Origin of the sequence: Pseudidiomarina aestuarii, assembly GCF_048263735.1 — a bacterium.
GTDB classification, from domain to species: domain Bacteria; phylum Pseudomonadota; class Gammaproteobacteria; order Enterobacterales; family Alteromonadaceae; genus Pseudidiomarina; species Pseudidiomarina aestuarii_B.
Window position 1 is genome coordinate 49171 of record NZ_JBLXDX010000002.1, and the last position, 24485, is coordinate 73655.

Consider the following 24485-nt stretch of genomic DNA (forward strand, 5'->3'; position numbering starts at 1 on the left):
TATGGCTAAGTTTTTTATTAACCGCCCCATTTTTGCATGGGTTATTGCAATTATGATCATGCTCGGCGGTGGCTTGGCGGTCACGCAATTACCTGTCGAACAGTATCCGCAAATTGCCCCACCATCGATTCAGATCAATGCATCGTACCCGGGCGCCAATGCCGATACACTCTCAGAGACCGTTACTCAGGTTATCGAACAGAACCTAAACGGTATCGATAATCTTGAATACTTTTCTTCAAGTTCTGATTCTGCGGGCAATGCCAGTATCACGCTAACATTTAGTTCCGGTACTGATGCCGACATTGCGCAAGTACAAGTTCAAAACAAGTTGCAACTTGCGCTGCCGCTGCTGCCCCAAGAAGTGCAGCAGCAAGGATTGTCGGTAGTTAAATCAAACAACTCGTTCTTGATGGTGTTGGCACTTGTTTCAGACAACCCTGAATTTACTCAGGTTGATTTGAGTGACTATGTTGCCAGTAACCTCCAAGATCCTGTGAGCCGCACTACTGGTGTTGGTAGTGTGCAGATATTTGGTTCTCCGTATGCGATGCGAATTTGGCTCGACCCCGCGCAACTGAATAGTTATGGGATGACGCCACAAGACGTCGTTCTTGCCATTCGTGAGCAAAATAACCAAATTGCTGCCGGACAACTTGGTGGGACACCAGCTGTCGAAGGACAACGTCTTACCTCATCAATCATCGCGCAGACTCGTCTGTCGAGCGTTGATGAATTCAAAAACATTCTGTTGCGTGTCGATAGTGACGGTTCAAAAGTACGATTAGAAGATGTTGCTGAAGTTGAAATGGGGGGCGAAAACTATGCAACTATCGCACGCTATAATCGTGAAGCTGCAACAGGTCTCGCTGTCAATCTAGCAACCGGTGCCAATGCGCTCGAAACCGCTGAGCGCGTGAAAGCAACAATCGCCGAACTTGAACCCTTCTTCCCCGAAGGCGTCGAACTTGTCATTCCTTATGACACCACTCCGTTCGTAGAGATATCTATTACTGAAGTAGTGAAGATACTCTTTGAAGCTGTGGTTTTGGTGTTCTTGCTCATGTTTTTGTTCTTACAAAACCTGCGCGCGACTATCATTCCTGCTTTTGCGATACCGGTCGTCTTGTTGGGTACGTTTGGCATCATGTCGGCGCTCGGCTTCTCAATCAACACCTTAACCATGTTCGGAATTGTACTTGCCATCGGACTATTGGTTGATGACGCCATTGTTGTCGTAGAAAACGTCGAACGATTGATGTCGGAAGAGCAGCTTTCGCCACGGCAGGCAACCATTAAGTCCATGCAGCAAATAACCGGAGCATTGGTAGCTATTGGATTGGTAATGGCCGCAGTTTTTGTGCCTATGGCATTTTTCGGTGGCTCAACCGGTGCAGTGTATCGTCAATTTTCAATTACGATTATTTCAGCAATGTCACTCTCGGTGCTGGTTGCGATAATCTTTTCGCCGGCACTCTGTGCAACAATCTTGAAGCCTATTGATCACAGTAAGCCCAAGAAGGGTCCATTGGGTTGGTTCAATCGTAAGCTTGAGAGTGCAACGCAGAAGTATACCAGCAGTGTTCAATCGATCATTAAACGGACAGGACGTTTCATTGTTGTCTATCTGGGGCTGATTGCAGTCATGGCATTCTTGTTTACTCGGATGCCAAGCTCGTTTATTCCTACTGAAGATCGTGGTGTTTTCCTTGCCATGATGCAGCTGCCTGCAGGTGCCACCCAAGAACAGTCATTTGAGACGATTCAGAAAGTTGAAGATTATTTCTTGGACGATGCACCCGGTATTCGCTCTGTATTCTCGGTTGTCGGCTTTAGCTTTGCCGGTCAAGGCCAGAATGCAGGTATGGCGTTTGTGCGCATGGATGAATGGGACGAACGGACGACACCGGAACTCCAAGTCGACGCGATTATTGGTCGTGCCATGGGTTTCTTCAGTCAGATTCGTGAGGCCAACATTTTTGCTTTCAACCTACCCTCCATTCCGGAGCTAGGGACAGCCAGCGGATTCAACTTGTACTTGCAAGATCGCGCTGGAGTTGGACATGAAGCCCTGTTGGAGGCTCGTAACCAGTTACTTGGTATGGCAGCGCAAGAGCCATCGTTGGTCGGCGTCCGTCCGAATGGACTAGAAGATACACCACAGTTTCGTGTCGATGTTGACTTTAACAAAGCGAAATCGATGGGATTAGAAATTGCGGACATCAACAACACGTTGGGCTCAGCATTCGGTACCGTGTATGTGAACGATTTTATTGATCGTGGCCGAGTGAAGAAAGTGTATTTAGGTGGTCAAGCCGAAGCCCGCATGGTGCCTGAAGATATTAATAAATGGTACGTCCGCAATAATGCCGGTGAAATGGTGCCATTCTCGGCATTTTCGACCAGCAGTTGGGACTTTGGTCCACAACGCCTTGAACGCTACAACGGCGTTCCAGCGATGAATCTGCAAGGTGAAGCGGCGCCGGGTTTCTCCTCAGGCGATGCAATGAACAAAATGGAAGATTTAATTGGTCAATTGCCTGCGGGTATCGGCTTTGAATGGACCGGAATTTCCCTCGAAGAGAAGACCTCCGGTAACCAAGCGCCACTTCTTTACGCGTTGTCATTGTTGATTGTATTTCTCTGTCTTGCCGCGTTGTATGAAAGCTGGTCGATACCTTTTGCGGTCATGTTAGTGGTGCCGTTGGGTATTCTTGGCGCTGTCATTGCAGCTTTAGGGCGCGGGCTCGAGAACGATGTGTTCTTCCAAGTGGGCTTGCTCACCACGGTGGGTGTATCCGCTCGAAACGCGATCCTGATTGTAGAATTCGCTAAGGATCTACAAGCGCAAGGTAAAGAATTACTCGAAGCGACGCTTGAAGCTGTGAGACTACGGTTACGTCCTATTCTCATGACGTCACTGGCGTTTACTTTCGGGGTTCTACCACTGGCGATCTCCACCGGCGCTGGTGCCGTCAGTCGTCAAGCGATTGGTACGGGCGTGATTGGTGGTATGCTCGGTGGAACTATTTTGGCGATATTCTTTGTGCCGCTGCTGTTCTACGTAGTGCGCAAGCGCTTCCCACCCAAGGTGCGCGAAGAAGATTAGTTCTTCGGACGAAAGAGCGGAAATTCTACTTTCATGCTAAGGTTGAGTCAGGTAACTGGCTCAACCTTTTTCTTTGTCTGGCTGATAGGAACCGACCGAAATGTTGTATCGCTACTTTCTCATTATTCTCGCCTGCGCGGCCATCATGACTGGTGTTCAGGTGCCTAATTTTGTGACGCAGTATGAGCAACGTCTCGATGCTCAGTGGACAGAAGCGAAGGTTTACTATGACCAGTATCAAACTATTGCCGATCAGTATTTCGAAGGTGACATGAACGCCCTACTTCAGCATCACGAGCAAAGTGATGATGAGGTATTTCGTGCCGAGTCCGTGCCATTAGGAACGTTATTGGAACGAGTACGCACGTTTGAGTATCAGTTGCGCGAACTCAATACGACGATCTGGGGTAAGTTGTGGTTTCTGGCGCATTCCGCTGATGAAGAGTTACTGGACGGAACCTGGCGGAATTATAGTTTTACCGTTCCGCTGACACAGGATGCCCTTATACTCGGCATTATTTTTATGTTTGCCATTGTGGTGTTGGTCGATGGCTGCTGCAGTGGTTGTCGCTACTGGTGGCGCCGCCGCCGAGCTAGTCGTCCTTCACCCGGTATTCGCCGTCAATAACACTGGAGTCTTGACGATTACGTTGCTGTTGTTGCGCTGCATCCTGTTGTTGTCTGGCTTGCTGCTGAGCTTGCTTCGCTGCACGACCGAACTGCCACATCGATTTCAATTCGCGGCGCCGCTTCCACATCAGTGGTAACAGTAAAATCCAGCCTACCAACAAGAACACCAAGCCAAGAAACAACCCCACCATTAGCAAGAGTCCCATGACTAGCCAACTTAATAGCATCATCAAGGGGTTTGCACCCGGTCGAGGCCCGACCTTTTGCTGTAACTGACGGATGTAAATACGCATAGCGCTCACTTCTTTATCAAACTTACTTGTACTATATGGGCGAATGGATGGGTTACAACCTTTTAAACACGCCTATCTTGTAACATTTTAAGAATAATGCTGCTGAGGTTGACCAAATTGAAAACCATTCCTTCAAGACTACCCACCATAAAGGCATAGCCCAAACCCAGTAGTTCAGCGAGAATAAACCAGCGCCGAATAAGTACAGGATCGTTCAAACGAATAGAACCAATGCTGAATATCAAAGAGGATACATACGCAAACACCAGCGGTAATTGTGGCGCTCCACTAACGGCTTCAAGAATCCACAACACCACGTTTGCTGCAATAAAGAACCACAGGACAAAAGGCCCTTGCCATCTTAATGCGATAAAATTACGAAAAAATGCTAAACCGGTAACCACAGCACCAGCAGTCGCATCAATCAGAGCAAAATGAATCGACAATGAGCCGAGAGCTAGTGCCGATATAATGCGATAGCGATTCGCGGTCGGTTGCCGATAGGCAATGAAGTTCAACACTAGGGCCAACATGCCAACGTATTCGGCGGGCGTAAAAGTCACGACTCGTTACTCCATAAAAAAAGCGGCAAACCGGCTAAGCGGTTGCCGCTTGACTCAAAAAAGAGTTCTATTGTACCCGATTTTACTGACGTGACGCAGCCGATTCATCGCGGATAGCGCGAAATTCATTGCCTGCGTACCAATTCGGCCACACTTGACTATTCGCTAGCTCTTCACCGACCCAATAATACAACCACAAATCTTGCTGAACACCACGTAAGTCCCACTCAGGATCATATTCGTCAGCTGGTTTGTGATAGGCCACTTGTACGTATTCAGCACGTTTCTGAGCACCATACTCTTTACCAAGCTCGAAGTGGTCAATGCCACCCTTCGCATACAGCATCGGCACACCAACCTTGGCTAAATTAAAATGATCTGAGCGGTAAAACGAGCCAACCTCAGGATTGGGTTCAGGCGCTACGTAGCGGCCCTGTTGCTCAACATACTTAGTCAGCAACTCTTCCACTTCAGAGTTACCGTATCCAACCACGACCATATCGTTCATAGGACCATAGACGTTTAAAACATCCATGTTGATGCCTGCAACCGCTTTGCCAACAGGCAACATCGGGTTGTTCGCATACCAATTCGAACCCAACAGTCCCCGCTCTTCAGCCGTAACGAGGACAAATACAATGGAACGCTCGGGTTGCGGCTGGCTCGACCAAAATTCAGCGAGTGCCATGACGCCTGCGGTTCCGCTAGCATTGTCTTGCGCACCGTTAAAAATTCCATCATCAGGATTAATCGGGTCAACGCCCATGTGATCCCAATGCGCCATGTATATTACATGTTCTTCAGGCCGTGACTTACCCTCGATGTAACCAATGATATTAGGTGAATTAAGATATTCAAATTTAGTGCTGACAGAGACAGACAGTCCAGTTTCTAAAGAAACCGGTTCAAAGTCAGGTTGTTGTGCAGCTTCACGCATTTCCGTGTAAGAAGAACCGATTCGAGCAAACAGTTGGTCTGCACCTTCATCGGTAATCCAGCCTTCGATGGCAGTACGGTCCATGTTGTTATTGTCCCTGGCTAAATCAAAGCGCAGCGGCGACCCGCCTGCAATGACTCCCCAACCGTAACCAGCTGGACCCGTTTCATGAATAACAATCACGCCCTCAGCACCTTGCCGAGCAGCCTCTTCAAACTTATAGGTCCAGCGACCGTAATACGTCATCGCTTTACCGTTAAAAACTTCTGGGTCTTGCGTGTCATAGCCTGGATCGTTCACCAAAACGACGACGGTTTTGCCAGCGACATCCAAGCCCTCATAGTCGTTCCAGCCATATTCCGGTGCCACGATGCCATAGCCAGCGAATACTAATTCACTGTTCTCAATAGCAACTTCTTCCATTACGCGCGGCGACCACGCCATCATTTGTGTGCGATACGCCAGAGGCTCTAGATCATCGCTACTAAAAGTCATATCTGACACTTTGTAGGGCATCATTTTGACGAGGGGTACTTGCTGTTGATAATTGTTGTCGTCAGCGTTGTAGGGTTTGAGTCCCCACTCACGGAACTTGCCTTCCACGAATGCGACCGTTTTTTCTTCACCAACACTTGCCGGCGCACGACCCGCGAATTCGTCTGAACTCAGCGTCTCTAAATAGCCGCGGTAGTTCTCGTTAAAATTGTACGGATCCACTTGCACAGCAGGTTCCGATTGACTCACCTGAGGCTCATCAGCCGCTGGGCTGCAGGCGCTTAACAACAAGCCTCCCGCAATCAATACCAAGTGTTTTTGCATTTATTATTCTCCTTCGTTGCATTCTTGAATGGTCGCACCGACTTGAATATCGTACTTGTCGAAGTAACCCATATTCATTTCCAGCGCACTGAAATAGCTCACACCAGGATCATAGGCTGGGCAGCGTTGTGCATCAATACTTGGGCAAGGTTCCATTGGAATGATGGTTAAAATCTTGCCCTGCTCATCGAGGTAAGCAATATCTAGCGGTATGTAGGTATTAAACATCCAAAAACCAGCATTCCCTGGTCGTTCCGTCTCATACACAAACCACATACCGGCATGTTCAGCTAATGACTCGCGCGCCATGAGACCACGGGCGCGACTCTCAAATGTATCGGCAATTTCGACGGTCAAGGTAGGTTCATGTCCAGCAATACAGAGCTTTGTAGTTTCGAGGTTGGTATTCAAAGACGTTTGTGACATCCCAACACTTGAATACACCAACAGACTCCCGATAGCACAGGTTTTGAGAACCGACAGATGATAACTATGACGCATAAGTATATTCCTACAGAAGCAATTCAATCTAAGTATCGCGCGAATGACTGTTGAACGAAAGGTAAAAAAAGGGGCTCCAAATAAGGAGCCCCGAACGGGAGAGATATTTCTATCTCAGGCTTACTAAAACACAGGCAAACTATTCCGCACCGAAAGTAATTACGGTAACTTCGCCTTCTGCAGATACTTGAATTTCTTGTAAGCCATCAGTAATTAAACTGATGTCATCATCAACTTCTGGGTCGTCATTGGTGTTGCAAGTCCAAACCGCGGTGTAATCACCTGCAACAACAAAGCCAATCTCAAAATTGTAGTCTGTTGCACCATCGAAGTTCACACTCGTTGAGGCGTAGGCTTCCAATCCCTCGCTACCACCATTATCGGCTAATGTGGTTACATCTAAGTCATGACCGGGATACAGGTATACCGTAGCGACCGGTTCACTGAGATCTGCTGGCGCAACTGTGCACTCCTGCGCAATCAATAGCGCTTCCGCAATGGTGCCTTCAATATGTCCAATCTCTTGGTTATCGACTAAGCGCACACCACGTGGTTTCAATAAATAACCATCCTGACCTACTGGATTCACGAGAGCCATCCGCAAATCGAATTCGACGGTGTAATTCGCTGTGCTATCAGCGGCCAGCGTAAGACCGTCAAATTTCAATTCATTCGATGGCACTCGCAAGCCTATAGTCGTGTCACCATCTACAACGTGAGAACCTTCAGCCATAACTAAACGCAGTTGGCCATAGCTCCCTGCTTTGACGTCAACACCGGATAGCAGTGATTCTGATTCGGAACCGGTAAATTCCAGTAAGTTGATGCCACGAGTATTCGCGATAGTTTCACCGGCCTCATCCTTACATACATCATTTTCTTCGATGGTGTTGGTGTCCGTACCAATTTCGAATACTTGCGTACCCTCACCGTTTCCGACCAACTCAATAGCGGAGAAACAAACCCAAACACTATCGGCATTATCGACTGGTGCATCGCTGACTGCGAGATTCAAACGAGCGCGGTCACTCGTTGTTGGTTCTGAGTCTGAACCACCACAGGCGCTGAGACCTAATGACGCTAGTACAGCTGCCGTACTATAGTTTATTTTATTGCTTTTCAACATAAATAGCTCCTCGCCAATATGCGTACTATCATAGTGGTAGTTAGTCTAGACTCTTTAAAAACGAGGTCGAGTCGTTTTACACGAGCTTTACACACAAGCTCTGGTTGTTATGAGAGGGCTGGAGTTAGACAAAAATTTATACAATACGTTATAGGAATTGATTGTCGCTTCGTATCAGCATAAAGTAGCTTTTATGGCAGCGAACAACAATCACCTAACATGAATGATACTGCAGCGTCTGTATCCGACGCTTCTAATACACTCCGATTGACAGACCTGCGGTGCGTGACTGCCATCGGCGGAGGCCACGGCTTGGGACGTGTGCTCTCGGCATTATCGTTCCTGAATCGTCGCCTGATAGGTATTGTAGCGACCACTGATGATGGCGGAGCGAGTGGCTTATTGCGACGAAATACCGAGTGTATTGCTTGGGGTGATATCCGTAATTGTCTATCACAATTAACGACTCAACCGCTTGCCCGCGAAGTCCTAAACTATCGCTTTAATGAAGATCATCATCTGGTGGGTCATAATTTCGGTAACCTACTTTTATATACACTCGAGCAATTAAGTGCGCGTCCGGTAGACGGCATTCAATTACTATCACGGCTGTTGAATGTGGATATCAGACTCTTACCGATGTCTGAGAGCCCCGTCGATTTAGTCGCAAGCACTAAAGAAGGGTTACATTGTTTCGGCGAACTGCATGTCGATGGTTTGCTGCACATGCCGGCGTCACTACATTTATCCAAATCTGTACCAGCGACACCTGAAGCACTGCGCCACCTGCGCCGCAGCGATCTGATTATCCTCGGTCCAGGAAGTTTGTTGACGTCAGTCATGCCGCCGTTATTAGTAGAGGAATTCGCGCAGACTGTCGCAGATAGTCAGGCTCCTGTAGTTTTTATTGATAATCTCATACCTGAACAAAGTCCTGCGGGGAAAGTGAGCCTGGCTGAGCGATTACAATGGATGGAAGAACAATTGGGAGTCGATGTCGTTGACCTCATTATTAGTTCCAATCCGCATCCAGACATCGATAAGCCATGGGTTCAATTGCATCAACAGCAGCCTCAAGAGCCACATCGCCATTGCGCATCAGGCTTATGTCGCGCTCTGGAGCAATCGCTTACCCTGCTGGCTCATAAGTTACCTAAGCGCGCCAACATCAAACAAGTCTAAGAAGGAATTGGCATGAAACGAACAGCTTTAGCTTCTGCGCTCGCAGTAGCCTCTTGTTTTGTTACCTCAACAGTCGCAGATACACTCGGTTTAGAAGTGCCGTATGCTGCAAGCACGCCTAGTATAGAGGCAACATTGGGGTATCCAACTGGACAGAAAATCAGTAGCCCTGAAGCTATCCATGACTACTTCCAAGAGCTCGCGAAAGCGCATCCAGACCAAGTAAAACTCAAATATTACGGGAAAACTTGGGAAGGCCGTCCGCTATTTTTCGCGATCATTTCTAGCGCCAACAATATTGCCAATCTAGATTCATTTAGTGAGGGAATGCAACAGCTTGCAGACCCACGGCAGACGAGCGCCGCAGAAGCCGAGCAGCTAATTCAAAGCATGCCAGCAAGTATTTGGTTGTCGTATGGTGTCCATGGCAATGAAATTTCATCACCAGAAGCTGCCCTACTCACCGCTTATCACCTGTTAGCGGCTGAGGATCAAGCAACACAGACAATGCTCGATAACACCATGGTGTTCATTGACCCATTGCAGAATCCTGACGGCCGCGGTCGTTTTGTGAGCCGATACTATATGACGGCGGGGTTAGAACATAGCGCAGATCGCATTTCCGCAGAACACAATGAGCCGTGGCCGAGTGGTCGCAGTAATCATTATTTGTTCGACATGAACCGTGATTGGATAGCTTTAACGCAGCCTGAAATTTCCGGACAAGTCGATGCATTACTCGATTACTATCCGTTGATTTTTGTTGATTTACACGAGATGGGTGGTGACACCAGCTACTACTTTACTCCTGAAGCGCGTCCTTATAACCCGCTGATCACCAAAACGCAGCGCGAAGCGTTATGGCAAATTGGTGAAAATAACGCCAAGTGGTTTGATGAACGCGGCTATCAGTATTTTACGCGCGAAATCTTCGATGCGTTTTATCCAGGTTACGGAGCCAGTTGGCCGCTTTATCACGGTTCACTCGCAATGACCTATGAAATGGCCTCTGCGCGTGGACATAAATGGCGTACCAAAGATGGCACCATTTTGACCTACGGTGACGGTGTTAAACGTCACTTTGTTGCGTCTGTTGCCACTATTGAGAGCGCGTCTCAAAATCGTCAGCAACTCTTTCAGAATTTTTGGAACTACCGCAGCCAAGCTATTCGCGACGGCCGTGGCAGCGACAATCGCGTTCGCATCATTCCTGGCACCGACGATGCGGCAGCAGCACGCAAGTTAGCAGGATTGTTGGTGCAGCATGGTGTCGAAGTGAACCAAGCGACCGAGTCATTCAAAGTATGTGGCAATAATTATCCAGCCGGCAGCTATATCGTCGATGGCGCACAACCCGCACAGTATATGGTGCGCACCTTATTAGACGAACGCATCGATATGGATCAGCCGTTTATCGATGATCAAGAAGAGCGACGTGCGAACAATTTACCGGACGAAATCTACGATGTGACTGCATGGTCATTACCACTCATGTTCAACGTCGATATTGATGCCTGTAATAGCGTCCCATCCGTCGACAAAATCGCCGTTGATGGCCGTCTGATTGAGTCAGGTAGTGTTACCAACGCCGATGCGAAACTAGGTTACATAGTTGCTTGGGGCGATATGAATGCGGGCCGCTTCCTCACTGCAGCCCTGCGCGCTGGGTTACATGTGAAGCAAAGTGATCTTGCGTTCAAACATGTGAACGGCAAAACCTACCCTGCAGGAAGTTTGATTTTGACTCATGCTGAGAATGAATCGAACCTCGCAGCAGCGGTGCTCGAACTTGCTCGTGAAAGCGGCGCACAGGTTGATGGCGTGGATCGCAGTTGGGTTCTCGAGGGACCAAACTTTGGGTCTATGAACGTCAATCGTGTTCATGCACCGAACGTTGCCATGGCCTGGGATGAGCCATTCTCAAGCCTAAATGCCGGTCACACTCGTTTTGTGATCGAACAACAGTTCAATTATCCAGTGACGGCTATTCGCACGGAGCAGTTGGCACGTTCCAACCTCAGTCACTATCAAGTCTTGATCTTACCCGCTCTGGCTGGCAACTTCTCTCATGCACTGGGCGAAAGTGGGCTAGCTAACCTGAAAGACTGGGTGCAGAAAGGTGGCGTTCTCATCACGCTGGGAACTGCGACACGTTGGGCTGTCGATAACGACCTTCTTGCCAGCGCTCGTGAAGCTGCCATTACCGATAAAGAACCCGGCCATGGTGACGAAAACCGTGTGGACGGATTACTTCTTGAAACCGCCAGAGACCTTGCTCACTACATTCAAGCAGACGAGGCTGATCCGTATTGGACCGCCGGTATTCTCGCTCGCGGTGAAGTAGACCAAGACCACTGGTTGGCGGCGGGCGTTAAGCCTGAGGTGGTCAGCATTACTGTCGGCAATGACATTTATCGTCCACTAACCATTGATAACGGCCGCAATATCGTCAACTATGCAGCAGCAGACCGGGTTGTTGCTAGTGGCTACCTGTGGGCGGAAAATCAACAACAGTTGGCACATAAGCCAGTGTTGATGTGGCAACCGCACGGCCGTGGGATGTTGGTCTCGTTTACACAAGAACCGACCTATCGTGCGTACCTTGACGGCATGAACTTGCTATTGATGAACGCCATCTTTGGCGGCTCTGCGCACGCGCGACCTCTGCGTTAACCACCACGAAATGAAAAAAGGCGTTGCCGTTATTCCAGCGGCAACGCCTTTTTTATAACTTGAATATGAACGTTGTAGCCTAATCGTCGCTGGTATCGTCAGCACTGATGCGCGATGCAACCGCTCCACGTTGATCTTTGTACTTCGCGTCTTTACGTTTGCTGTAAGGGCGTAAACAAGGCTCATCAAGCAACTCAAAGCTCAATGCCCCAATTTTCATCAGTGGACGCAAAGCGAGCGGAAGTTTCCCACTATTAAAGAACTCGAGGACGACCTGCCCTGACCAACCTGGATCGATTCGATGCGCAGTGACATGTACCATGAGTCCAAGTCGAGCCAATGACGAGCGACCATCTAACCAGCCAACCATATTATCAGGTAACGTCACCGATTCATGAGTGACTGCCAAAGCAAACTCGCCAGGGTGAATAAAAAAAGCCTGATCTTCAGTCAAGATAATCGCTTCACTCATCACTTGTTCAATGGCACGCTCGATATCATCGCGGGGTCCACTGATATCGATAAAAGGTGCGGCATGGTCTTGTAACACTCGAAATTCATTTCCGAGATGAATATCGACTGTCACACCAGTGATATCGGCGGATTTGGGTCGTGGCTCGAGATGGATAATGCCTTGATCTAGGTAGCTTTCAATTTGTCGATCGGTCAAACGCATAGTTTCTTTCTCCTTGAAGCCTGACTATACCCGATCCTGCGCTTGCAGGTATAGCTGCGCGGCTAAACGAGCAGCAGAGTTTTCAATCGTGGCGGCCAAGCTACTCGACTGTGCCAATATGGCGTCGACTTGACCTGCATCCAAACTCTCACGTAAGCCTCTATCGAGCGGCCATTGCCCGAGCAGCGGTACGTTTTCCGCGGCAGCCGTCTCGGCTCCGCCAGAATGACCAAAGAGATCTTCGTGATGGCCGCACTTTGGACAGGTATAACCACTCATGTTTTCAATCAAGCCCGTGATCGGAACCCCGACTTTACGGAACATTGTGATGCCCTTGTAAGCATCAGCCAGCGCAATCGTCTGTGGCGTTGTGACTATAACCGCACCAGTAATCGGGAGTTTCTGAGCGAAGGTTAATTGAATATCACCAGTCCCAGGCGGTAAATCGACCAATAAGTAATCCAACGCCGGCCATTTGGTATCGCGCATCAACTGTTGCAGTGCTGCACTGGCCATTGGTCCTCGCCAAATAGCGGCATCCTTCGCATCACTTAAATAACCGAGTGAACTGACGTGCACACCAGCGCGGTGATGCGGAATCATTTTTTGTTGTTCGTTGAACACCAATTTCTGTTCTGGTTGCCCGAACATGGTCGGCATCGATGGTCCGTACAAATCTGCATCCAGAACGCCTACTTTGGCACCAAAACGAGCTAACGCTACGGCCAACTGTGCGGTGACTGACGACTTTCCAACGCCCCCTTTGCCCGAGGCAATCAGCACCACATTACCGTATATCATCGGCAGATCAGGCTGTGAGTTAGGGAGTTTACGAATATCGCAACGGAGCGACCAGTCAAAGCGACTTAACAGGCTATGTTCAAATAGCGGCGTTAAAACTGTTGCCGGTGCTGCAAAAGGCAAAGTCAGCAGCGCTTGGTTGGAGCCAGTGCGCTGAAACCATTCGAGTGACGGTGACTCAGGCCAGTTCGGCAGTCTGATTTGCGCCAATGCATCGACTTCATCTTGGCTCCATTGCGCCCCGTCTACTGAGGCTGACTTTTTCTGCGCTTTTTGCTTCATCCAATCGAACACACCACACTCCTTTCCCGAAATACAATCGAGCACTTCTGAGTTCTTTCTAACGCTTACGAATCCGCTCATGATACGGCTAGTGTAGCTGGATTGCCACGCTTGATTCGGGTACACTTTGCAGTCTTTCCACAGCGATAAACTAGGACTCTGAATGACAGCTCCGCGTAAGATTTTGGTCACCAATGCCCTGCCGTATGCCAATGGTCCGATTCATATCGGCCATATGCTAGGTTATATCCAAGCGGACATCTGGGTGCGCTTCCAAAAATTGCGTGGAAACGAGTGTCATTTTGTCTGCGCCGACGACGCTCATGGCACACCGATTATGCTGAAGGCCAAACAACTTGGTATTGAGCCAGAGCGAATGATTGCGGACATGAATCAAGCTCATCAGGCTGACTTCGCCGATTTCCATGTGGCATTCGACAACTATCATTCGACACATAGTCCTGAAAACCGTGAGTTAGCGGAACTGATTTACACCCGTTTACGTGACCATGGCTATATTAAAACCAAAACCATCGAACAGTTGTTTGACCCAGAACAGAAAATGTTTCTGCCAGACCGCTTTGTGAAAGGCGACTGCCCGAAATGCGGCGCGACCGATCAGTATGGCGATAACTGCGACGTCTGTGGCGCAACCTATGCGCCGACTGAGCTAAAAAACCCTAAGTCAGCAGTCTCAGGCGCTACTCCAGTATTACGTGAATCTGAACATTACTTTTTCGACCTGCCAGCGTTTGAGGACATGCTCAAGGCTTGGACCCGCTCGGGGTCATTACAAGACGAGATGGCCAATAAACTCAACGAATGGTTTGAGTCTGGATTGCAGCGTTGGGATATCAGTCGTGATGCACCCTACTTTGGCTTTGAAATTCCTGACGCTCCCGGCAAATATTTCTACGTGTGGTTGGATGCGCCGATTGGTTATATGGGCTCGTTTAAGAATTACTGTGACCGTACTGGTGCCGCTGATTTTGATACCTTCTGGAAAGTCGGTAGCGAGGCTGAGGTTTATCACTTCATTGGCAAGGACATCATTTATTTTCACAGTCTGTTCTGGCCCGCCATGCTCAAAGGTGCGGACTTCCGCCAACCTACCAATGTCTGGGCTCATGGCTTCATTACCGTAAATGGCACCAAAATGTCCAAATCGAAAGGGACATTTGTGATGGCGCGTACCTATCTAGACCATCTCGACCCAGATTATTTGCGCTATTATTTTGCCGCCAAGCTCACCAGTCGCATTGATGATTTAGATTTGAATCTGACGGACTTTGCGCAGCGCGTGAATGCTGATTTAGTCGGTAAAGTTGTCAATATTGCTAGCCGATGTGCTGGTTTTATTCAGAAAAAGTTTGCTGGCCAATTAAAAACAGAGTTAACGGACCGAAGCTTACTTGATGAGTTTCAAAGTGCTGGTGATTCTCTCGCAACCTTGTACGAGAAACGCGAGTTTTCGCGTGCCATGCGAGACATTATGGCACTGGCTGACAAGGCAAATTTCTATATTGCCGAAAAAGAGCCATGGCAGCTTGCCAAAGATCCAGAAAAGCTCGATGAAGTGCATGAAATTTGCTCGATCGGGATCAACTTATTCCGCTTACTGATGATCTACCTCACGCCAGTAGTCCCTGCATTAGCTGTGCGCGTGCAAGGTTTCTTGAATGATTCCTTTAGCTGGGACAGTCATCGTGAATTATTGCTCGGTCACGCCATCGAGCCCTTTAAAGCACTACTACAACGCATTGAAATGGAAAAAATAGAAGCCATGATTGAAGACAGCAAAACGCAAGCGCCAACGCCAGCAGCAACCACCAATGGTGAACTTGAAAAAGATCCCATCAGTGCTGAAATTCAATTTGATGACTTCGCTAAAATTGATTTGCGTATCGCGTTGATTGCCAACGCCGAACATGTCGAGGGCGCAGACAAGTTACTGAAACTGACCTTAGACTTAGGCGGTGAAACACGCCAAGTCTTTGCCGGTATCAAATCAGCCTATGCCCCAGAAAAACTGATTGGCCAACATACCGTTATGGTCGCAAATTTAGCACCACGGAAAATGCGTTTCGGTCTGTCCGAAGGCATGGTTCTCGCTGCAGGTCCCGGTGGTGAATATCTATGGATTCTGAATCCGCATGAAGGTGCGAAACCTGGAATGCGAGTTAAGTAATGGTCGCTACCGTCCATCTCAGTCCTGGCAAAGACAAATCATTACGGCGTCTGCACCCTTGGATATTTAGCGGTGCTATCGATCGCGTTAAAGGTAAACCGAAATCTGGTGAGACCGTGTCGGTGCACAGTTCTGAGGGTGACTGGTTGGGTTACGCCGCTTGGTCACCGCAATCACAAATTCGTGCACGGATCTGGAGTTTCAGTCAACGCGATAGCATTAATGCTGAGTTCTTTTTAACGCGTATTCGAGCGGCGCAAGAGTTGCGCAGCGGTCTGGCGTTGAATTCCAATGCATACCGTGTCGTCGCTGCTGAATCGGACGAGCTCCCCGGTATCACTATCGACCGCTACGACAACTGGCTCGTCTGCCAATTACTCAGCGCTGGTGCTGAGTTCTGGCGCGAAGCGATTGTTGCTGCGTTGCGCGAATGCTTTCCAGAATGCAGCATCCTCGAACGCTCAGACGTCGATGTGCGGCGCAAAGAAGGTTTAGAGCCCATCGTTCAAGTTCTCCATCAGCAAGCCGATGCCACCATCGATGACGTCATCTGGATTCAAGAGCACGGCATTGAGCTCGGGGTTGACCTGCTGAAAGGCCATAAAACCGGCTATTACCTTGATCAACGGGATAGTCGGCAAGCCATCATGAAATACACCAAAGGTAAGCGGGTATTAAACGCGTTCAGTTACACCGGCGGTTTCGGAGTGTTTGCTGCCCAAGCTGGAGCCAGTGAAGTCGTCAATTTGGATGTGTCTGAGAGCGCATTAACGCAAGCAACCTTGAACCATGAACGCAATCAGCTACCGGCACCTACCAACCAACAAATCGATGTTTTTGAGGCATTGCGTCAATTCCACCATACCGGTGAGCGATTTGATGTGATTGTTCTAGATCCACCCAAATTTGTTGATAGCAAAGCCAACTTGATGTCCGCATGCCGCGGCTACAAAGACATCAACCGACTCGCTTGCATGATTTTGAAGCCAGGTGGCACGCTATTCACTTTTTCCTGCTCAGGGCTACTATCAGGCGAATTATTCCAAAAAGTCGTCGCTGATGCTGCTCTGGACGCTAAGCGCCCTATGCATATCATCGAGCGCCTGTTCCAAGGCGCCGATCATCCAGTGCGCACCAATTTCCCAGAATCGCTCTACCTCAAAGGACTCGTCCTCCGCGGTTGATTATCTGTTGGGAGTCTGCAAGCCTGATCATTATTCGACTACACTTGGTACTATTAGAGTAAGAATGACAACGGAGTTTGGCTATGACGAATGAAACAGCGGGAAATACAACACTGTTTACGAAGATCATCAATCGTGAGATTCCAGCAGACATTGTCTATGAAGATGAGCATGCTTTGGCATTTCGGGACATTAATCCGCAAGCCCCTGTGCATGTATTGATTATTCCGAAAAAGCCGATTGCGACGATCAACGACATTACTGAGGATGATCGTGAATTGGTTGGTCATCTTTATGTGGTAGCCGCTAAACTTGCTGTTCAATTTGGTTTTGCGAAAGCTGGCTATCGGGTCGTTATGAATTGTAATGAAGATGGTGGGCAGTCGGTCTACCATATTCACTTGCATCTGCTGGCTGGTGTCACTATGGGCTGGCCGCCGTTTGCAAATCATCAGCCCAAACAAGTTTAGAGCTATGAGCCACGCATCATGAGTGCCGAGTTATGGATTCGCTTAGGTTGCTTTTTAGGTGTCCTGTTGGTGATGGCCGGTTGGGAGTTCCTGAGCCCGAAACGATCTAATCGAGTTGCTAAAGCGCTGCGTTGGCGGACTAATTTCAGCATGGTCGTTGTGAGCAGCGTGCTGCTGCGGCTACTCATCCCGGCAGGAGCTATCGGCGCTGCATTTTGGGCAGAGACCAATGGCTTTGGTGTATTGCATGCGCTAAACGCAGGCACCGTCATGGCGCTGGTCAGTGGTTTTCTGCTGCTTGATGTCGCTATCTATTGGCAACACCGCCTGTTTCACCGTATCCCATGGCTATGGCGCTTGCACCGAGTCCATCATGCCGATCTCGACTTTGACGTCAGTACCGGCCTGCGCTTTCATCCCATCGAAATTCTATTGAGTATGCTGATCAAAATTGCGGTCGTCGTTGCTTTTGGCATTCCTGCCATTGCTGTTCTCATTTTTGAAGTTGTTTTGAACGCAACGTCCCTTTTCAATCATGGCAACGTTGCGTTACCGCGCTGGCTTGAAAAACCGGTACGGATGCTTATCGTGACACAAGAGATGCATCGTATTCACCATTCGCAACGTCCGATTGAAACGGATAGCAATTTTAGCTTTAATTTTTCGGTCTGGGATCGCTTATTTGGAACCTACACCGCACAATCGAAAGATGGCTCCGATGGCATCAAAATCGGCCTGAAAGAGTATGAAAATGAACGTGAATCTGCTGGCTTTTGGTCATTGCTTACGAATCCTTTTCGCGCCGCACCGACACGCGAAACTAACGTAAAGTCTGATACCCCGACCACAACCGAATAGCCGCTGTCAGCCAACACAATGCCGCGAAACTAAGAGCCAACGCCGGAAACCACTGCGGCCAGACGCAAAACGCGACAAAAGCCAGAATCGTCTCAAATCCTTCAGTAATTCCACCCATGTAATACAGTGATTTGTTTGGATAGTTCGGATTATCGATACCACGTTTCGAGGCCACAGCAGCAAAGGCTAGAAATGTCGCACCCGTCCCCATAAACGTTAACATGAGAAACGCTGCAGCTACGGCGTTTTGCTCGAGATCAGCCAGCAAAAATCCGAAGGGTATGGCGGAGTAGAAAATAAAATCAAAGACACTATCAATATAGCCGCCAGCATCACTGGTTGTGGTCGAACGTGCAACGGCTCCATCGAGTCCATCGGCAACGCGATTAGCGAGAATCAAAACCAATGCTAGCCCATACCATTGCATTGCCAACGCCGGCACCGCCAGCAAACCTAAACCAAATCCAGCCATGGTGACATGATCGGCCCGAACGCCACGAGCAACCAATGGACGAGCCAGCTTCGCGAGAATGGGACGTAAGGTTTTATTGAGTAATGGATCAATCACAGCTGTGACTCCGGCCATTGCATAACAGCCACCTGATTGTCGGTCGCCGTTGCAAAATCATCGCTTTGGTGGCTGACCATGACGGTCGCGATACCGCGTTCGTGACAGCGTTGAAATGCCCAGTCGCGAATACGTTCGCGAAGCGATTGATCGAGTGCAGCAAACGGCTCATCGAGCAACAACACCCGCGGCTCGTTCAACAATGCTCGTAGTAGTCCGACACGAGCACGTTGACCACCGCTCAGCGCTGTGGGTAATGCCTGCGCATACTTTGCCAATTGCACTTGTTCCAGCTCGGCGAGCACATGCTCGACTTGGTCTTGACGAGGAAGTTTCCGTTGCGCACGCGGCAGCGCAAATAATAGGTTATCAATGACTGAGAGATGAGGAAACAACAAGATATCTTGAAAGACAATTCCCATAGAACGTTCCGCAATAGCGAGCTCATCCACACGCTCACCAGCAACATAGATTTTACCCAACACTTTTACGTAATTCGGTGCATCACCCAGTAACCAACGTAACAACGTCGATTTACCACTTCCGCTCGGGCCCATGACACCTAATGTGCAACCCGCATTGACTTGCAATGCTGGCACCTCCACCTGATGATCGCGCCAACGAAAGTGAATTGGACTGGTGCTGAGTACCACCGTATCGCTCATTGTATCTCCCCCTCGCGAGCAGCGGTTGCTCTCGGTTTGAGCACCACCAACACCAGTGCGCACAACAACCACATGGTCAGCGCATACAGTGCCTGCATAGAACTATTGGAACCACTGCTGAGTGCAACAAAGTCTGTCGTCAACGTCGACACTCGCCCACCACCGATTAACAGTGTTGGAACATATTGAGCAATGCTGACGAGCATTGCCAGTGCGAAGGCCGTTAACAGTGGCACTTTGAGAAGTGGTCGTTTTACTGCCCACCAAGCCCGCCAAAACGAGTAACCAAAGGTTTGGCTTTGTTGCAGATAGCGTTGTTCAAAACGTTCCTCGGCAGGTAAATATGCTAGTAGTGCATAGGCATAGGAAAATGGGACATGTGCCCATGCCACCCAAAACAGATTCGTGTCCGTCCACGGTATCCACACCAAAACTAGAAACACTTGCGGAATGAATAATGGCAGTAGTAACAGCGCCATAGGTATTTTCTGTTGTCGCGCGCGCTGCCACTCTGCAGTCACAATACACAAGGCCAAACTGATACTCGCCACTACCACAGCTATCCAGAATGCACGCCAAGCTCCCATGGCTAGGAATAACCATTCACTGTGCCATAGGGTGAAGTCCCACTGTTGTGGTAGCAACGCTGGATAAAACCAGCCGCGACCATGCGCCAACGCGACCAGCGCAAGCAATAATAGGATTGCTAGACCCATAAAAGCTGAGGGCAACACTCTCCCTACTCGGCTAATTTTTAACAGTATCAACTCGCTTTTCGTCACAGCACGTGACAACAGACGTTGCGCCCAAGTAAACAAGACCCATTCCTGCAGGCGAACCCAACCACATACCAACACAGCTAATAGCGCTAACATTACGCTACCAACCACAGCTAACTGTTGACTGAGCGGATTAAACTGGAGCTGCCATTGCACAACCTGAACAGCTAATGGTGCAGGGGTTTGCGGTGCGGCAAAGAGTGCTAAATCAACAACCGTGAGGCTATATACCGCAACCACACACAATGGTAAGCGCAATCGTTGTACCAATGCGGGAATGACAATGAGCCACCAAGTTCGTGTCTCACTGTGTCCCTGACTACGACCAATCAATAGCCATCGTTCGAGTGGTAATTGTTGTAATGCTCGCAAGGTCATAAACCACATAAAAGGTAATTCTTTCGCGATTAGGATAATCCATAAGCTCACTAGGTATTGGCGGTCAAACCATGGCATCCAAGGTGTCTCAACGGGTATCAAACGCCATAACCAACCCGTTGGCGCTGCCAGCCATAACAACGCAACGGCAAATGCCAGATGTGGCATGCTCAAAATACCTAGCCAACTGTGTTGTGTTTTGTGCTGATTAGTTTGTTGACCACTCTGCTTCAGCGCTAATAAATACCGCGCACTGATGAGTGTAAGACCGGTAACGACACTAACGGAAACGAGCGCTGTCAGTATGGACTGTGACAGCATCGTGAAAAATCCGGGGTAGTTGATCAACTTGCTGATCACCTGCTTGAGATCGAGTGTCCAGAGTAACTCCGATAAACTCGGAATAATCAGAAGCAGTGGCACGGCAACAACCATGACCACCATCATCAGCAGTAACTGCGGATACTTCATTGTTGGTAGCGCTCTAACCAACCGGACTCAATACGCTCAACCCAGCCAATGTGCATCTCAGCAACAGCAGGCAGTAATGACGACGCCTGCGTGTCCTCGGGTAAGCTGACAACCGCTGGATCGCCCCACCCTGACACATCGCGTTTGCACAATTGGGCCTCTGGACTCAGCAGAAAATCAACCACCACCTGCGCTGCTTGTGGAGTCCGAGTCCGTTTTGGAATGGCTAAATAGTGGCTGTTTGTTATCGCGCCATTGCCTAATACCACTCGTTCTAAGCCACCCGGCAGTCGACCTTGCATATTCGCAACGGTCAGCTCCTGCGGGTTAAATGACACCGCAATATCAAGCTGACCATTAGCGAGCATTTGCTGCTGAAATGCAGCGCCATTGGGAAAGTCTTGACCGCTCCGCCAGAGCAAAGGATGCAATGTATCGAGGTAGTCCCATAAGAGTTGCAGCGTTTGGCTACTCGAACCCGACGGTGGTTGTAAAAACACCTCGGGATCCTCGTTCAACGCGAGCAACAAACTCTTGAGAAAGGTGGTGCCATGAAATTCTGGAGGCTTTGGATAACTGAGTCGACCCGGATTCTGTCGCGCAAACGCTAATAGATTTTGAGGCTGTAGTCGTCCATCTTCAATGAAATCTTGAACGGCACTGGTTCGAACAATCAAATGAAATTGTCCAATCCCCCAGGGCAATTCGAAGCCATCAACAGGAACACCGAAATCCGATTGCCATGGAATGTCCGTGAGAATGTTTTGAGCAGCCGGAATTCGCTTCGGTAAGTTGCCCAGTAATTGACCAGCATCTTTCAATTGGTGAAAGTTCTCGCCATTGATCCAGAGTAGGTCGACAGCACTGGCTGAACTATCTTCATTCAAAATTCGCGACACAGCTTCAGCAACATCAGCCACTTTGACATGCACCAGTTCGATATCATGACGTTCGTCGAGTTCCTCGGATGCCCAGCGCAGATAGTCATTCACCTCGCTAGAGCCACCCCACGCATAGAAATAGACTGTTTGCCCACGCGCGGTGGCTACAGTCTCATTCCAAGTCGTATCAGCAACCGCAGGTGTACTCAGCAGCAACAGCGCCAGCACTGCAGATTGCCAGATTGATTTCATCGTCAAACTCAATCGTCCTTACCACCACGGCGCCAGCGATGAAATGAAGCTAACCACGCCAATACACGTTCTGGTGCATGCGCGCGTTGCCAGTTCCCCGCTGCAAACTTATTGGCTTCGGCCATGGTTGGATAAATATGAATCGTGCCCAGAATTTTCTTCAATCCTAGCCCATGTTTCATAGCCAACACAAACTCAGCAAGCAGGTCTGCACTATGCGCACCGACAATGGTCGCCCCGATGATTTTATCTTTACCCGGCACCGTAAGTACTTTCACCATACCGTAGGCTGCATCATCAGCAATAGCGCGGTCGAGATCATCGATACCGTAAGTGGTCAGCTCGTACTCAATGTTCGCGGCCTGCGCAGAACGCTCGGTATGCCCCACTGTTGCAATTTCCGGTTGAATGAATGTCGCCCATGGAATGACACTGTAATCGGCTTTGAACTTCTTGAAGGGCGAAAATAGACCGTTCACAGCCGCATACCAAGCTTGATGACTCGCGGTGTGGGTAAACTGATAAGGGCCTGCCACGTCACCGACGGCGTAGATATTCGGCAAGGTTGTTTGTAAGAAACCGTTAGTCACTATCGTTTTCTCGATTTCGATGCCCAACTCTTCAAGTCCATAGCCGTTCAGATTGGCTGCGCGACCCACTGCAACCAGAATGAGATCACAGGCTATCGACTCGAGTTGACCATCACGTTCAATGACCAGTGTCTGCTTGTCTCCAGTTTTCACCTCAACAGCTTTCCAACCTAAACGCAATTGAATGCCATCCGCTTCGAATTGCTGTTTTACCAAAGCTGCTACATCTGCGTCTTCACGCGGCAAGAGTTGTTCTTGCATTTCAACCAAAGTTACAGCCGTTCCTAACCGTGCGAATGCCTGGGCTAACTCTGCCCCAATTGGGCCACCGCCCAACACGACGAGTCGTTGCGGTTGTTCACGCAACGCCCACAAGTTATCGGATGTGACATAGGCAGCACTCTCTAACCCAGGAATCGGAGGGACAAAAGGCCGTGCTCCGGTTGCCAATACAATCGACTTGGCTGTTCTTGTTGAGGTCGTCCCGTTCGAATCGGTGATCTCAACTTCCCACGGCGATACTAAACGTGCATGACCTTGCACAACATTCACACCAAGGCTTTCATAGCGTTCTGGAGAATCGTGCGGTTCAATGGCGCGAATCACGTCATGAATAGAGTCCATGACTTGCGTAAACTGAATCGGCTTGAGATCGACTGGGGCGCCCTGCTTCGCTAGTTGCGCCGCCGCATGTCGACCATGCGCAACATGCAATAAAGCCTTAGAGGGAACACAACCTGTGTTTAGGCAATCACCACCCATCTTGTGCTTCTCAACCAAGGTTACCTTGGCTTTCACCGCTGCTGCAATATAGGCACTGACCAGCCCGCCGCTACCCGCGCCAATCACCAAAAGGTTATCGTCAAAGCGCCGCGGTTTCTTGAATCCTTGATACACTTTCCGTGCTTTGAGCACGCCGACCAACCACTTCGCAATCAGTGGGAAAATTCCGAGTAATACGAAACTCAATAACAATTCGAAAGAGACGATATCGCCGACTCGCTGCACCTGCGCCAGTTGCGTTCCCGCGTTCACGTACACGGCTGTACCGGCCAGCATACCCACTTGACTCACCCAATAATAGGTCCACAGGCGAATTCTGGTCACCCCCATCAGCAGGTTAATCATCCAAAATGGGAATAAGGGTACCAAGCGCAGAGTCGCTAAATACCAAGCACCATCACGCTCAATGCCTTGATTCATCGACTCTAAACGTTTGGAGAAGCGTTGCTCCAGTGAGTCGCGGAACAAATAGCGAGCGCTGAGAAACGCTAAAGTTGCGCCCAAGGTAGAGGCGAATGACGCGAGTAGTAAACCCAAGCCGAGTCCAAATACCGCCCCAGCTCCAAGCGTCAGTATAATCGCACCGGGAATCGACAACGCTGTCGCCAGCACATAGACACCAAAATACGCCGCAAATAACACCAACATGTGGTCATCTCGCCAACTAGCGAGTTGATTCTGCTGCTGCTTCAACTGTTCTAAGGTTAAATACTGCGTAACATCAAAAAAGATACTCGCGGCAATGGCAGCAATAATAAGTACTGCAATCAGCAGCTTCTTCCAACTTGTTGTGAGGCTCACTTTCGTTGCACTTCCCTATAGCTAT

At 49.2% G+C, this 24485-nt stretch carries 20 protein-coding genes; 8 read left to right on the plus strand and 12 right to left on the minus strand.

The window, feature by feature from the left end; translation table 11 throughout:
* Position 1 precedes the first annotated feature (1 nt).
* Together ACN0S4_RS04950 and ACN0S4_RS04955 are read left to right on the plus strand one after the other, a co-directional pair.
* Positions 2-3109 carry an efflux RND transporter permease subunit gene (locus ACN0S4_RS04950; RefSeq protein WP_417656610.1) on the plus strand — a complete coding sequence of 1036 codons (3108 nt, stop codon included), beginning with the start codon at positions 2-4 and terminating at the stop codon, positions 3107-3109.
* 100 nt (positions 3110-3209) lie between these two features.
* Entirely contained in the window at positions 3210-3737 is a 528-nt protein-coding gene (locus tag ACN0S4_RS04955; RefSeq protein WP_417656611.1) for a DUF2937 family protein, read from the plus strand.
* On the opposite strand, the gene ACN0S4_RS04960 is transcribed toward ACN0S4_RS04955, so the two are convergent.
* The 5 genes from ACN0S4_RS04960 to ACN0S4_RS04980 all read right to left on the minus strand — a co-directional run bounded on the left by ACN0S4_RS04960 (position 3703) and on the right by ACN0S4_RS04980 (position 7978).
* Entirely contained in the window at positions 3703-4032 is a 330-nt protein-coding gene (locus ACN0S4_RS04960) for a hypothetical protein (RefSeq protein ID WP_417656612.1), read from the minus strand. The two genes, ACN0S4_RS04955 and ACN0S4_RS04960, sit on opposite strands and share 35 nt — an antisense overlap.
* A gap of 62 nt (positions 4033-4094) precedes the next feature.
* Entirely contained in the window at positions 4095-4595 is a 501-nt protein-coding gene (locus ACN0S4_RS04965; protein WP_417656613.1) for a YgjV family protein, read from the minus strand.
* Positions 4596-4677: 82 nt separating this feature from the next.
* Positions 4678-6351, minus strand: a complete 1674-nt coding sequence (locus ACN0S4_RS04970; RefSeq protein ID WP_417656614.1) for a M28 family metallopeptidase — start codon at positions 6349-6351, stop codon at positions 4678-4680.
* Positions 6352-6354: 3 nt separating this feature from the next.
* Positions 6355-6852, minus strand: a complete 498-nt coding sequence (locus tag ACN0S4_RS04975) for a DUF192 domain-containing protein (protein ID WP_417656615.1) — start codon at positions 6850-6852, stop codon at positions 6355-6357.
* A 139-nt stretch (positions 6853-6991) separates the two neighbouring features.
* Positions 6992-7978 carry a DUF4382 domain-containing protein gene (locus ACN0S4_RS04980; protein ID WP_417656616.1) on the minus strand — a complete coding sequence of 329 codons (987 nt, stop codon included), beginning with the start codon at positions 7976-7978 and terminating at the stop codon, positions 6992-6994.
* Between the two features lie 285 nt (positions 7979-8263).
* Here ACN0S4_RS04980 and ACN0S4_RS04985 point away from each other — a divergent pair, with 285 nt between their 5' ends.
* Both ACN0S4_RS04985 and ACN0S4_RS04990 read left to right on the plus strand, forming a co-directional pair.
* The gene (locus ACN0S4_RS04985; protein WP_417656617.1) at positions 8264-9160 is read left to right on the plus strand and encodes a gluconeogenesis factor YvcK family protein; all 897 of its coding nucleotides are present in this window, start codon (positions 8264-8266) and stop codon (positions 9158-9160) included.
* A 12-nt stretch (positions 9161-9172) separates the two neighbouring features.
* Complete coding sequence (locus ACN0S4_RS04990) at positions 9173-11833, plus strand: M14 family zinc carboxypeptidase (protein WP_417656618.1); 2661 nt, start codon at positions 9173-9175, stop codon at positions 11831-11833.
* A 79-nt stretch (positions 11834-11912) separates the two neighbouring features.
* Here ACN0S4_RS04990 and dcd read toward each other — a convergent pair whose 3' ends face one another.
* Both dcd and ACN0S4_RS05000 read right to left on the minus strand, forming a co-directional pair.
* Positions 11913-12509 carry a dCTP deaminase gene (gene dcd / locus ACN0S4_RS04995; protein ID WP_417656619.1) on the minus strand — a complete coding sequence of 199 codons (597 nt, stop codon included), beginning with the start codon at positions 12507-12509 and terminating at the stop codon, positions 11913-11915.
* Between the two features lie 24 nt (positions 12510-12533).
* Positions 12534-13604, minus strand: a complete 1071-nt coding sequence (locus tag ACN0S4_RS05000; protein WP_417656620.1) for an Mrp/NBP35 family ATP-binding protein — start codon at positions 13602-13604, stop codon at positions 12534-12536.
* A 151-nt stretch (positions 13605-13755) separates the two neighbouring features.
* On the opposite strand from ACN0S4_RS05000, the gene metG reads away from it, so the two are divergent.
* The 4 genes from metG to ACN0S4_RS05020 all read left to right on the plus strand — a co-directional run bounded on the left by metG (position 13756) and on the right by ACN0S4_RS05020 (position 18292).
* On the plus strand, positions 13756-15780 hold the full coding sequence (gene metG, locus ACN0S4_RS05005) for a methionine--tRNA ligase (RefSeq protein ID WP_417656621.1): 2025 nt from the start codon (positions 13756-13758) through the stop codon (positions 15778-15780).
* Positions 15780-16964, plus strand: a complete 1185-nt coding sequence (locus ACN0S4_RS05010; RefSeq protein ID WP_417656622.1) for a class I SAM-dependent rRNA methyltransferase — start codon at positions 15780-15782, stop codon at positions 16962-16964. The genes metG and ACN0S4_RS05010 overlap by 1 nt, the downstream gene beginning before the upstream one ends.
* 83 nt (positions 16965-17047) lie before the next feature.
* On the plus strand, positions 17048-17434 hold the full coding sequence (locus tag ACN0S4_RS05015) for a histidine triad nucleotide-binding protein (protein WP_417656623.1): 387 nt from the start codon (positions 17048-17050) through the stop codon (positions 17432-17434).
* An 18-nt stretch (positions 17435-17452) separates the two neighbouring features.
* Entirely contained in the window at positions 17453-18292 is an 840-nt protein-coding gene (locus ACN0S4_RS05020; protein ID WP_417656624.1) for a sterol desaturase family protein, read from the plus strand.
* On the opposite strand, the gene ACN0S4_RS05025 is transcribed toward ACN0S4_RS05020, so the two are convergent.
* Genes ACN0S4_RS05025 through ACN0S4_RS05045 form a run of 5 tightly spaced genes read right to left on the minus strand, consistent with a single transcriptional unit; the run spans position 18255 to position 24460 of the window.
* Complete coding sequence (locus tag ACN0S4_RS05025; RefSeq protein WP_417656994.1) at positions 18255-18860, minus strand: CDP-alcohol phosphatidyltransferase family protein; 606 nt, start codon at positions 18858-18860, stop codon at positions 18255-18257. The two genes, ACN0S4_RS05020 and ACN0S4_RS05025, sit on opposite strands and share 38 nt — an antisense overlap.
* Entirely contained in the window at positions 18857-19525 is a 669-nt protein-coding gene (locus ACN0S4_RS05030; RefSeq protein ID WP_417656625.1) for an ATP-binding cassette domain-containing protein, read from the minus strand. Before ACN0S4_RS05030 ends, ACN0S4_RS05025 begins: the two co-directional genes overlap by 4 nt.
* Complete coding sequence (locus ACN0S4_RS05035) at positions 19522-21153, minus strand: ABC transporter permease subunit (protein ID WP_417656626.1); 1632 nt, start codon at positions 21151-21153, stop codon at positions 19522-19524. The genes ACN0S4_RS05030 and ACN0S4_RS05035 overlap by 4 nt, the downstream gene beginning before the upstream one ends.
* The gene (locus ACN0S4_RS05040) at positions 21150-22286 is read right to left on the minus strand and encodes an ABC transporter substrate-binding protein (RefSeq protein WP_417656627.1); all 1137 of its coding nucleotides are present in this window, start codon (positions 22284-22286) and stop codon (positions 21150-21152) included. The genes ACN0S4_RS05035 and ACN0S4_RS05040 overlap by 4 nt, the downstream gene beginning before the upstream one ends.
* An 8-nt stretch (positions 22287-22294) precedes the next feature.
* On the minus strand, positions 22295-24460 hold the full coding sequence (locus ACN0S4_RS05045) for an FAD-dependent oxidoreductase (RefSeq protein WP_417656628.1): 2166 nt from the start codon (positions 24458-24460) through the stop codon (positions 22295-22297).
* Positions 24461-24485: the final 25 nt, after the last annotated feature.